The sequence below is a fragment of the Bifidobacterium sp. LH_416 genome, assembly GCF_056357055.1.
The window spans coordinates 39593-51635 of record NZ_JBKEVJ010000008.1; the positions used below are offsets into that span (position 1 = coordinate 39593).

Sequence of the window (12043 nt, forward strand, 5' to 3'; positions counted from 1 at the left end):
TTATCAGCCGGGCTTTTTCAATAGTGCTGTTCAAATCCGCGCGAGGCCGAGGCATGCGGATAAGATGGCTCAAGGAGAACCATGACGGGAGGGTTGGTCATGCGCGATATCAGGGTTGGAGTGGTCGAAGATGATCCCACCGCCTGCCAGCGAGTACTTGATTATCTGAACCAATATCAGAGCGAAACCGGCACGCAGTTCACGATTTCCGTATTCGACGACGGCGAGGCAATTGTTGAAAAATACACGCCGACGTATGACATTCTGTTGCTGGACATCGAAATGCAGCACATGGACGGCATGGCTGCAGCCCGTAAAATCCGCGAGCGCGATAATTCGGTGGTTATTGTGTTCATCACCGCCGCCCCGCAATATGCCATTAATGGCTATGAGGTGCAGGCTCTCTCGTATTTGCTGAAGCCGGTACCATATTTTGCCTTCCGACAGGAAATCAAGCGTTCTATTGACATGGTTCGGCGGCGCAGCGATGGTTCGCTGATGATTGATACCGGCGGTCGGCAGATGCGTGTGGAGCTGGCGGATGTGCTGTATATCGAATCGATTCGGCACACGATTATTGTGCACACGTTGAGCGGCAAACTGTCGGTGACCGGTACGCTGAAGGATTTCGAAGAGCGCTTGGCTGAGCAGGACTTCTTCCGTTCGAATTCCTGTTATCTAGTCAATCTGCGCCATGTGACCGGCGTGGACGGGCAGGATTGCGTGATGTCGAATGGAGAGGCGCTGCGTGTGAGCCGTCCGCGCAAGAAAGCGTTCTTGACTGCGTTGACGAACTACATGGGTATGGGCGCTCTCTGATGGACACCAGCACCATTACCAACGCGCTGCCGGATATTCCGCGTCTGTACACCGCTTTGTGCGAGTGGCTGGCATGCATGGTGTACATCATGGCCATTTACCGGCGTGTGAGCTGGCAGCGGACAGCCACAGTGAGCATCGTCGGTTTGGCTGGCATGATTGGCATCCAATATCTCGATGGCGCGATGCCGCTATGGTTCTGGGTTATCGGCATGCTGTTGGCATTCAGCGGCATGTGGACGATTGTGCGCTTTGGTGCGGGTACTGGTAATCGCGAGGGTTTGTATATTACTGCCCGCGCATTTGTACTGGCTGAGTTGGTGGCGTCTTTGCATTGGCAGCTGGTGACGTTCCTGCAATATGGGCTTGGCAAGGAGATACATGAGCCATTCGCCACGCTGGTGCTGATTGGTACGTATGCGGTTGCATTCGCTGTGGCATGGCTAGTTGAGCGCGGCAATTTCGCGCACGATGCGCCTACGAGCACTACTTGGCAGCTTTCGGTGGGCACAATCGCCATCACCATCGTGACGTTCGCCATGAGTAACCTGAGCTTTATTTCCACTAACACCCCGTTCTCTGGATCGGTCGGCCAAGAGGTGTTCTACATTCGCACATTGGTGGATTTCTGCGGGTTCGCGATTCTGTACGCGCAGCAGGAGCAGGCACGGCGTATGGCAGCCAACGCGGAGCTGGCGTCTATCAATGCGCAATTGGCCAGCCAGCATCAGGAATATTTGGCGTCCAAGGAAAATATTGAGTCTATTGGTCGACTGGCTCATGATTTGAAGCATCAGATCGCTGCGTTGCGAGCTGAAGTGGATCCGGAACATGCAGCGGCCGGATTCGAGCAGTTGGAGGCGTCCGTGGCTGCGGCGAGCGCCCAACAGCATTCCGGCAATCCGGTACTGGACGTGATTCTGACCTCCAAAATGCGCACCTGCGCGGATCGTGGTATTACCCTGACCGCAGTGGCGGATGGCAAACTGTTGGATGGTATGTCATCGATGGATATTGCTTCATTGTTTGGCAATGCGTTGGATAATGCGATTGAAGCAACCAGCAAACTGCCGAATAAGCAGCAGCGTCTGATTCGACTGGCCTTGTATGGCCAGGGGCAGTTCACTGTGATTCGTGTGGAGAATTACTACGATTCCGCACTGAAGAAGGATTCGACTGGCGCGTTGCGCACAACGAAGCGCGATGCTTCACGGCATGGTTTTGGTGTGAAGTCGATTCGTCACATCGCCGCACAATACGGCGGCGAAGTGACGATTCGCACTGACGATCATTGGTTCGTACTGACCGCGCTCATTCCGCGGTGACTCTAGTAATAGTTGGCTGTCGGATTTCCAACGTTGACTGTAGGTTTTCCAACACTGACTGTAGGGAATCGAACGTTGACTGTAGGGAATCCGACGAAAAACGTTGGAAACCCTACAGTCAATATCCAAAACCCTACAGTCAGTGACTGAAAACCTACAGTCAACGTTGGAAATCCGACAGTCAAGTCATACGGGAGAGACGCCGTTCGCCCCGTGGTCTCAAGGAATGCGCTAGAAATCCCAATCGTCGTCGTCGGTTTCCTCGGCCTTGCCCATCACGTAGGAGGAGCCGGAGCCGGAGAAGAAGTCGTGGTTTTCGTCAGCGTTCGGGCTCAGTGCGGCGAGAATCGCAGGATTCACATCGCAGATTTCTGCCGGGAACAGTGCCGGATAGCCGAGGTTCATCAGCGCCTTGTTGGCGTTGTAATGCAGGAACTTTTCCACATCTTCCACGAGGCCAACGCCACTGTACAGGGATTCGGTGTAGCCCACCTCGTTGTCATACAGTTCGTTGAGCAGGTCATAGGTGTAGTCCTGCAGATCAGCGCGCTCAGCATCGGTGAGCTGGGCAATACCCTTTTGATACTTGTACCCAATGTAGTAGCCGTGCACAGCTTCATCGCGAATGATGAGTCGAATCACGTCCGCGGTGTTGGTGAGCTTGGCGTGTGCGGAGAAGTACATCGGCAGGTAGAAGCCGGAGTAGAAGAGGAAGGATTCGAGCAGCGTAGAAGCCACCTTGCGCTTGTACGGGTTATCGCCCTCGTAGTAGTCGAGTACGATTTCAGCCTTCTTCTGCAGGAATTCGTTCTGCTCGCTCCAGTCGAATGCTGCATCGATCTGCTCGGTGGAGCACAGGGTGGAGAAAATCGAGGAGTATGACTTGGCGTGCACGGATTCCATGAACGCAATGTTCGTGTACACGGCCTCCTCATGCGGAGTGAGCGCATCCGGAATCAGGGAGACTGCACCGACCGTGCCCTGAATGGTGTCGAGGAGAGTTAGGCCAGTGAAAACGCGCATAGTGAGCGTGTGCTCTTCTTCGCTCATCTGCTGCCAAGAAGGAATATCGTTGGAAACCGGCACTTTTTCAGGCAGCCAGAAGTTACCAGTCAGTCGATCCCAGACCTCAAGGTCTTTCTCGTCTTCCAAACGGTTCCAATTGATTGCAGAAACACGATCAATAAGCTTCAACGGCTTACGCGGAATAGAAATCGGTGGCATTGTTCTTCCTTATTTGATTGGCGCGGTTGGTTGGTGGACGTGTTGTCCGACACGCTCCAGGCCGCTCTGGCCAAGTCTTTACGGTCTGACAACACGTCCACCAACCAACCGCTTACCTATTGAATAATTATGACGATTTGTGAATCAGCAGAGCGCAGCGGTGGGGAATGGTATGTGTTGCTCGACCGTAAGCTTGGCCGAACGGCCTTGAGTGTGTCGAGCAACACATACCATTCCCCACCGCGTCAATTACAACATGCAACTTACGCAGCCTTGGACCTCTGTCCCCTCCAAGGCTTGCTGTCGGATGCGGATGTAGTAGAGGGTTTTGATGCCCTTGCGCCAGGCGTAGATCTGAGCCTTGTTGAGGTCGCGGGTGGTGGCGGTGTCCGGGAAGAACAGCGTCAGCGACAGGCCCTGATCGACGTGCTGAGTAGCTTCGGCGTAGGTGTCTACGATGGCTTTCCAGCCGATTTCGTAAGCGTCCTTGTAATACTCGAGATTGTCGTTGGTCATGTAGGCTGCCGGATAGTAGACGCGGCCGATCTTGCCTTCCTTGCGAATCTCGATCTTGGAAGCAATCGGATGAATTGAGCTCGTGGAATGGTTGATATAGGAGATTGAGCCGGTTGGCGGCACGGCCTGCAGGTTCTGGTTGTAGATACCATCCTTGAGGATTGCGTCACGCAACGCTTCCCAATCAGCCACGGTCGGGATAGTGATGCCGAACTTGGCGAACAGGTCACGCACACGAGCGGTGCGCGGCTCCAGGGAGCGGCGGCCATCGGTGTACTTGTCGAAGTAGTTGCCTTGACCGGCTGGCTTGGCGTAGTCGGAGGTTGGGAAGCTCTTGAATGCCTGGCCATGTTCAACGGCGAGCGCATGCGAGGCGCGGTACGCATGGTAGGCCACGGTCATGAAGTACATGTCCGTAAAGTCAAGGCCTTCCTCGGAACCATACATGATGCCTTCGCGGGCCAAGAATCCGTGCAGGTTCATCTGTCCGAGACCGATGGCGTGGCCTTCCTCATTGGCGCGGCGGATGGATGGCACGGCGTTGATCGACGTGTGTTCGGCGACTGAGGTGAGTGCACGAATCGCGGTTTCCACCGTGTGGGCCAGTCCGCCATCCATGGCCTTAGCAATGTTGAGGGAGCCAAGGTTGCAGGAAATATCGCGGCCGACATACTTATAGGTCAGGTCTTCGTTGTATTCGCTGGGCTCCTGAACTTGGAGGATTTCGGAGCACAGGTTCGACATGGTCACGCGGCCTTCAATCGGGTTTGCACGGTTGACGGTGTCCTCAAACACGATGTACGGGTAGCCGGATTCGAATTGCAATTCGGCGATGGTGGTGAAGAACTTGCGAGCATCAATGTAGGTCTTCCGAATACGATTGTCCGCCACCATTTCCGCATAGTGCTCGGTGATGGCGATATCCGCAAACGGCTTGCCGTAGACGCGCTCGACATCGTAGGGGCTGAACAACGCCATCTGTTCCTTGCGCTTGGCGAGTTCGAAGGTGATGTCCGGAATCACCACGCCAAGGGCTAGGGACTTGATACGAATCTTCTCGTCGGCATTCTCGCGCTTGGTGTCAAGGAATCGCAGAATATCCGGGTGATGGGCGCTCAGGTACACTGCGCCGGCACCCTGGCGAGCGCCGAGCTGGTTAGCGTAAGAGAAGGAATCCTCCAGCAGCTTCATCACCGGAATCACACCGCTGGACTGGTTTTCGATGTGCTTGATCGGAGCGCCAAGTTCGCGCAGGTTACTCAGCAGCAGCGCCACGCCACCGCCACGCTTGGAAAGCTGCAGAGCTGCGTTGATGCCGCGGGAAATGGATTCCATGTTGTCTTCGATGCGCACGAGGAAGCAGCTCACCGGCTCGCCTCGCTGAGCCTTACCGAGGTTCAGGAAGGTCGGAGTGGCGGGCTGGAAGCGTCCGGCCAGCATTTCGTCCACGTATTCGACGGCCTGCTGTTCATTGCCGGCTGCAAGTTCCAATGCCACGGCGGCGCAACGTTGCGGGAAGTTTTCGAGGTACTGCTTGCCGTCAAAGGTTTTTAGCGCATAAGACGTGTAGAACTTGAAGGCGCCCAGGAAGGTGCCGAATTCAAAACCGGAAGATTCCACGTGCTCGTAGAAGCTGTCGAGGAATTCGGCAGAATACTGGGCGAACACCTGCGGGTTGTAGTACTGGTTTTCGATAAGGTACTGCAATCGCTCGGCGGTAGTGGGGAACGTGACTGTGTTGGCAGCTACGTGATTGGTTACGTAAGCGCGCTCGGCAGCCTTGTCCTTGTCGAACTGAATCTGGCCATTGGAATCGTAAAGGTTGAGCATCGCGTTCAGCGCATGGTAATCATGTGCCGGATCAGTGGGCTCGGCAGCATGCGATGTGTTGTCGAGAGCCAGTTCGGTATTGGTGAAGTCGGTCATAGTTAGGTGAGAATCTTTCTTGTTTTCGAAAAAATAAGCCACTGACGATGACTCAATGGCATATTTTCACGAACAGTGGGTTTATCTCGAAAAAATACGCCGCTGGCAGCAACTCAATGGCGCATTTTCACGAAGTCGCCGTTTTCTTCGAAATTTTGGGCCGCCGTCACTGTTTCGCTGAGTCGGCAAAGAACCGCACAAGGCCATTGGTGACTGCAGCGGTATCTTCCGGGGTGCCCATCAGCTCGTATTTGTAGAGGAAAGGCACATGGCATTTGGCGGCGATGATGTCTCCTGCCGCACAGTACGCCTCACCGAAGTTCGTGTTACCTGATGCGATAACGCCGCGAATCCATTTACGGTTCTCAGGATCGTTCAGGAAGCGTTTGACCTGAATCGGCACTGCTTTTTTGATGACTCCCCCGCCATAGGTAGGAACCATGATGACGTAGGGTTCGCGCACGTTCAATGCTGGTTCGGAGGCTTTGAGCGGTATCCGGTATACGTTGATGCCATGGTCCTCCAGATGACATCCGGCAACGAATCGTGCGGTATTTTCGGAGGCCGATGAGAAGTAGACTAGCGCTCCCGTCACGCGTTCACCGGGGTTGCAGCGGCCTGCTTGGCAACTTCGCGAATCAGATCCGGACGGTAGCCGGTCCAAGAGTTGTCCGGAGTGATAACAACTGGGGCCTGCTGGAAGCCTGCGGCCTGCAACTGTTCAAGAGTGGAGGGGTTCTCCGTCAGGTCCACGGTTTCAAACGGAACACCCAGCTTGGTGAACTGACGCTTGGTGGCCTCGCACTGCGGGCAATGAGGCTTGGTGAACACGGTAATGGTCATGGAACTCCCCTTCTGGCAGCAATTCAAAATGAAGCGAGAGCCATATTACAACCGTGTGATTTGCAATCAAGCCACTATGTGTAGTGGCGTGTTGCAGTAAATATCACTAGATATAGTGTTTTGCGTTGATTTTCCGCCATTTATCACACTGATCATCACTAAGGGTTCTACGCTGGCCAAACGCGAGATGTGGCATTGTTCACATTTGCCGCTGGTTCTATCTCTGGCAGGAAGCGGAATCTATTAGGAGTTCATAAAAAAACTTGGCTGGCGGCACTCTGGGAAAAGTGCCGCCAGCCAAGTAGAGGAAGAAGTTTTAGAGAGAAGTTCGATTTACTGCAGTAGGTTCAATAGGCATGCCTCACTTGTTCTTAGGCATAATCCAGAACTTGAGCAACGGGTAGCTCACCACCACAGCCAGCAGGGTGTTGACCACGGAAGCGATAGTGCCAGCCACGCCGGCGTTCATGCCCCAACCCTGGCACAGGGAGGTCACATAGCCCGGCAGCACGAGGTTCACTACCACGATCACCACAGCAAGAATGGCGTACTTCCATGCGGCATCCTTGAAACTGGAGTCAGACTTAAACACCCACTTCATCTGCACGAAGAAGTTCACTACCTGAGCAATAACCTCAGCGAAGAGGAAGGTAAGGAAGCCGCCGAGACCGTTGCCGGATTCCGGATAGTTGAAAATCAGGAAGTGGAATGGCGTCGTGATGCCAAGACCAGCCACGAAAATCGCAGTACCAATCCACGTCACCACGAAACGGGAAATCGTGGAGATGTTCGACAGCACATTGAACAGGATGAACTCCCAAATGGTGGGGTGATCCTTAATCCACTGGCGAATCGGGCCGAGCTTCTTGCCTTCGGAAGCGTTGGCGGTGTTGGTATCAGTCATTGTTGAGCTCCTTTGCTGTGCGCTTATTGGCGGATTGGTTGCGGAAGAATCCGGCGATCAAGCCGCCGAGCCCGCGGAAGGTGTGCCCGTTTGCGATAGTGACGATGGCGTCCACCATGGTCGAATCGACCATGCCTTGAGTCATCTTGCTCATCGCGCGCGGTGGCATGTTGAGAATGAACAGAGTATTGAGATCAGGCGCGCCGGTTTTTTGGCGTACTGAAGCCTCACGATTACTCAATGTTTTGGCGATGGTGCGAGCCACGAAACCTCGTGAATCTACCCAGCTGGAGATGGGGTCGTTCACACCAAACGTAGTGGGCTTGCCGGGAGCAATGACCTCGTGGTTGAACAGCGTGGCCATTTCTGCATCGGTGACATGCTTGACGTCGCCGGTCAGATAGTGGCCGAGAGCAGAATCAGCGGGAACTGCATCCACATCACCGGCAACTGCGAACGGCGTGCTCAGCGGCAGATCTTCAGCATTGGCGCCTACGGACAACGTCCAAATACCTGATTCGGTAGCCCAACGGTTAGCAGCAACATCGAAATGACGGAACGTGTAGCGGTCGAATTCGATGCGCACAGTCTTGGATTCATGGGCATCCAAAGCAACCTTGGTGAAGCCCTTGAGCTCGCGAGCCGGGCGCAGCACACCGGCAGCATGATCTTCAGAGCGAGACGGACCAGCAACATAGAGCTGAGCGACAGTAGCGCCCGGCACATCGGAATCATTGGTTACCGTGAACTGCACACCGGTTTCATCAGCCACCAAATCGCTATATGCAAAGCTCGAATAGCTCAAACCATAGCCGAACGGGAAGCGGACAGGAACCTGAGCGGTTTCGTAATAACGGTAGCCAACGAACGGGCCTTCACGGTAAATGGCATCGCGTCCCACAGCCGGGTACCAGCCAGAAGACGGGCAGTCATCGTACGCCAGCGGCCAGGTTTCAGCCAAATGGCCGGACGGGTTAATTTGACCAGTCAACGCACGCACAGTAGCGGAAGCGCCAGCTTGGCCGGACAGTCCCACATACAGCACAGCGGCCACATCATCAAACCAAGGCAGCTCAACCGGAGAGCCTGCTACGAGCACCACGATAACGGGCTTACCGGTAGCAGCCAAGGCAGCAATCAAATCATTCTGCACTTGCGGAATAGCCATGGTCGAGCGATCAAGACCCTCGGATTCGCTGCGTTCATCAAGTCCGATTACAGCAATCACTGCATCAGTGTCCGGCTGTGCAGCAAGAGCGGCAGCCTCGGTAACCAGCTCGCGATTGACCCCGCCTTGACGGTCATAGCCCTGCGCGTAACCGGCTACGGTAATGCCAGTGGATTCCGCTGCAGCCTTGAGCTCATCAAGAATATTTTCCTCATGAGTGGCGTTGACCTTGGAGGAACCGGAACCCTGGAAGCGCGGAGTTTTCGCCATATCGCCAATAACAGCCACACGCACGCCGGACTTCAACGGCAACGTCGCATCCGTGTTCTTCAGCAGCACGGATGAACCTTCAGCCACCTTGCGAGCCACTTCGTGATGGGCGGCGACGATAGCGTCAGTCAGCAGATCATCACGACCAACGCCTTCAGCGCGGGTCAAACGTGCGATTTTTGCCACTTCAGCAGCGCGAGCATTGATGTCCGCTTCAGAAAGCGTTCCGGCAGCCACAGCACCTTCAAGCTCACGCACAGAGGTATAGCCAGGAGACGGCATTTCCAGCGATCCGCCAGCCTTAACGGCAGCTACAGCAGAGTTCGAACCACCCCAATCGGAGACAACCATACCGTCGAAGCCCCACTCGTCGCGCAGAATATCCTGCAGCAGGTGCTTGTTCTCATGTGCGTAAACACCATTGATCTCGTTGTAGGAGGTCATGATGGTCATCGGAGCCGCCTCGCGTACGGCAATCTCGAAACCAGTCAGGTAGATTTCGCGCATCGTGCGCTCATCAATCACCGAGTTGGAAGCCTGGCGACGCAACTCCTGGCTGTTGACCGCAAAGTGCTTGGGGCATGCGGAAACGCCGTTGGACTGGATGCCGCGAATCAGGCCGGCAGCCATACGGCCGGCCACAATCGGGTCTTCGGAATAATACTCGAAGTTACGACCGCACAGCGGGTTTCGCTTAATGTTGAGGCCCGGGCCCAGCAGCACGTTCACGTCTAAATCGTGGGCTTCACGGCCCAGCGCCTCGCCCATTTCTTCGGCGAGCTCAGGGTCCCAAGAATTGGCCACTGTGCCAGCTGTCGGGAAGCATGTGGCGGGCTTGGATGCGCCCAGGCCCAAATGATCGCCTTCACCGAGCTGACGACGCACACCGTGGGGGCCGTCGCTCATCACGAAGCTGGGGATGCCTGCGCGATCGTTACCGCGCGAATCCCATTCAGAGCCACCGGAAAGCATCGCCGCTTTTTCGGCTACCGAGAGTTCTTCGAGTTCCATCGCTGACTCGTCCTTCCTTGCACTAATTGCTCGCTCCAGGCGATTGTGGCTTTCGCAGTTGTCCTGCGATTGAAACCAGTCCGATGTGACACCGCTGTGACGTTCGGACATCTCGCCGCTAGTTTGATTCAATCAGGTTCTGCAAGGCTTCACCCCGTACATTACACAACCTGTCATTTCGCACGCACAATCGGTCGGAAGGAGCTTAACGCCTTGCGGCTCTATTTCATAGACGGTGTTTATACAGCCCTTCGACTGAGTACTTCTCAAAATTTCTGGGAAGATTTTGCTCTATCTTCTCAAAAAAATTAAGAAGTGATACCTTGGAATAGTAGATAGCACAGAAAGCCCAGGCAAGAAGGCAGGTGACCGCAATGGTACCGGACAACCCTCGTGAATCGTATGCGATGCTGGTGCGCGAAGCGATGCGCACGGATCTACCTACACCATCCCGACGTCATGAAGTCATCCGTCAACTTGATGAACCCGCCATGTTCAACATCGTGCACATCATTACCGGCGTGCGTCGCTGCGGCAAAACGTTCTACCTCTTCCAGAAAATCCACGACCTGCTAGATGCCGGCATACCACGAAACCGAATTTTCTATTTCAATTTCGCCGACGACCGGCTGCGGCCGATGCCAAACAGTGTGCTCGACGATATCGTCAACGAATACTGGCGACAAGTTCCCGAGGCCCGGCGCGATGGCGCATACCTGTTCCTAGATGAAGTACAGGAATGTGCTAACTGGCAAGGATTCTGCCAGCGTATCGCCGAGCACGAGAAAGTGACGCTCACCATCACCGGGTCATCATCGAAACTCTCCAGCGACGAAATTGCCACCAACTTCCGCGGGCGCTCACATCCGCACGAGATGTTGCCATTATCTTTCCGAGAATTCTGCACATTCCGCAATATGGACGTACCGTCCATGGAGCAAACTGACTCACAAGCTATCAGTGAGGGTCTCAATGACCTTGCATTCTCGCCTCAGGAGACTACCGAATTCGAAAGCGCTTATGCACAGTACCTCACCATTGGCGGATTCCCGGGCGTGCAACAGCTCATGGAAGCAGATCGCATCGAAATGCTACAAGGTTATATGCGCGACGTAGTGGCACGCGATGTGGCTGAACGTCTGGGGCGCGAGAACATTGCACTCGCTACACAGACCGCATTGTATCTACTGCGCAACACGGCGTGTGAGTTGTCAGTCAACTCATTGACGGCGGCACTTAAGACTGACGGTTGGAAAGTGTATTGGGACAAAATCAATGCATTACTAGAACTGTTCCGACAGGCATATCTGGTCTATGAGTTGCGTGAATACCGAACCGCACTCAAACCAGGCAGCACTGACGTACCAAAAACGTATGCAGTTGATCAGGGCATGGTATACGCCGTCTCACGCGCCAATCAGCAGGATCTCGGCAAGAGGCTAGAGACGGCGGTGTTCTGCGAACTGCGCCGCCGTACTACAGGACGACGAACCGAAGCTGTGACTTCCTATACAATGCCTGGCGAGCGTCAGGAAAAGGTTGATTTTCTAATCGGCGATGCGCTGGCTGCCGAGCCATACGCGTTAATCCAAGTAACAGCCGACATGACATCCGCTAGAACCCGTGCACGGGAAGTCGGTTCATTGGATGCAGTAATGCGCCGCACACAACTCAGCAATGGCATCATCCTGACAATGCACGATGAGGAAACAATCGACACGGATTCGGGACGCATCAATGTGCTGCCCGCCTGGAAATGGGCGTTGTGCTAAGTCATACGCGCTGATGTTAGTGGATTCTGTTCTTTGGCTCCTTTATGTCCTTATATGCAAGAAGGCCACCACGCATCAGCGTGGGGGCCTTCCCTTCAAAGTGTGAATGCGGCGGTGTGCTACTCTCCCACACCCTGTCGGGTGCAGTACCATCGCCGTGCCAGGCCTTAGCTTCCGGGTTCGGAATGGGACCGGGCGTCTCCCCTGGGCCATGACCGCCGCAAATCTTCAATTCTATCGGCCGGACGTATCGTCCGCCGGCATT

General features: G+C 54.8%; 9 protein-coding genes and 1 rRNA gene. 3 read left to right on the top strand and 7 right to left on the bottom strand.

Annotation, left to right across the window (positions count from 1 at the left end; genetic code table 11):
• Positions 1-81 precede the first annotated feature (81 nt).
• Both AC1AY0_RS11605 and AC1AY0_RS11610 read left to right on the top strand, forming a co-directional pair.
• Complete coding sequence (locus tag AC1AY0_RS11605) at positions 82-819, top strand: LytR/AlgR family response regulator transcription factor (protein ID WP_476524966.1); 738 nt, start codon at positions 82-84, stop codon at positions 817-819.
• Positions 819-2144 (top strand): ATP-binding protein, encoded by a 1326-nt coding sequence (locus tag AC1AY0_RS11610; RefSeq protein ID WP_476524965.1) that lies wholly within the window; start codon positions 819-821, stop codon positions 2142-2144. The genes AC1AY0_RS11605 and AC1AY0_RS11610 overlap by 1 nt, the downstream gene beginning before the upstream one ends.
• A 231-nt stretch (positions 2145-2375) precedes the next feature.
• On the opposite strand, the gene nrdF is transcribed toward AC1AY0_RS11610, so the two are convergent.
• From nrdF to gluB, 6 genes are all read right to left on the bottom strand, one after another.
• Positions 2376-3368, bottom strand: a complete 993-nt coding sequence (gene nrdF, locus AC1AY0_RS11615; protein ID WP_033889497.1) for a class 1b ribonucleoside-diphosphate reductase subunit beta — start codon at positions 3366-3368, stop codon at positions 2376-2378.
• A 249-nt stretch (positions 3369-3617) separates the two neighbouring features.
• Positions 3618-5810: a class 1b ribonucleoside-diphosphate reductase subunit alpha gene (gene nrdE / locus AC1AY0_RS11620; RefSeq protein WP_476524964.1), complete on the bottom strand. Its 2193-nt coding sequence runs from the start codon at positions 5808-5810 to the stop codon at positions 3618-3620.
• Between the two features lie 166 nt (positions 5811-5976).
• A complete protein-coding gene (gene nrdI, locus AC1AY0_RS11625; RefSeq protein WP_476524963.1) occupies positions 5977-6405 on the bottom strand; it encodes a class Ib ribonucleoside-diphosphate reductase assembly flavoprotein NrdI in 429 nt (142 codons plus the stop codon).
• The gene (locus tag AC1AY0_RS11630) at positions 6402-6653 is read right to left on the bottom strand and encodes a glutaredoxin family protein (RefSeq protein ID WP_476524962.1); all 252 of its coding nucleotides are present in this window, start codon (positions 6651-6653) and stop codon (positions 6402-6404) included. The genes nrdI and AC1AY0_RS11630 overlap by 4 nt, the downstream gene beginning before the upstream one ends.
• 361 nt (positions 6654-7014) lie before the next feature.
• Positions 7015-7557, bottom strand: coding sequence for a GtrA family protein (locus AC1AY0_RS11635; protein ID WP_476524961.1), 543 nt, complete (start codon positions 7555-7557; stop codon positions 7015-7017).
• Positions 7550-10006, bottom strand: coding sequence for a beta-glucosidase GluB (gluB, locus tag AC1AY0_RS11640; RefSeq protein ID WP_476524960.1), 2457 nt, complete (start codon positions 10004-10006; stop codon positions 7550-7552). Before gluB ends, AC1AY0_RS11635 begins: the two co-directional genes overlap by 8 nt.
• A gap of 374 nt (positions 10007-10380) precedes the next feature.
• Between gluB and AC1AY0_RS11645 the strand changes: the two genes are divergently transcribed.
• Entirely contained in the window at positions 10381-11778 is a 1398-nt protein-coding gene (locus AC1AY0_RS11645; RefSeq protein WP_476524983.1) for an ATP-binding protein, read from the top strand.
• Between the two features lie 106 nt (positions 11779-11884).
• On the opposite strand, the gene rrf is transcribed toward AC1AY0_RS11645, so the two are convergent.
• Positions 11885-12001, bottom strand: a 5S ribosomal RNA gene (gene rrf / locus AC1AY0_RS11650).
• Positions 12002-12043: the final 42 nt, after the last annotated feature.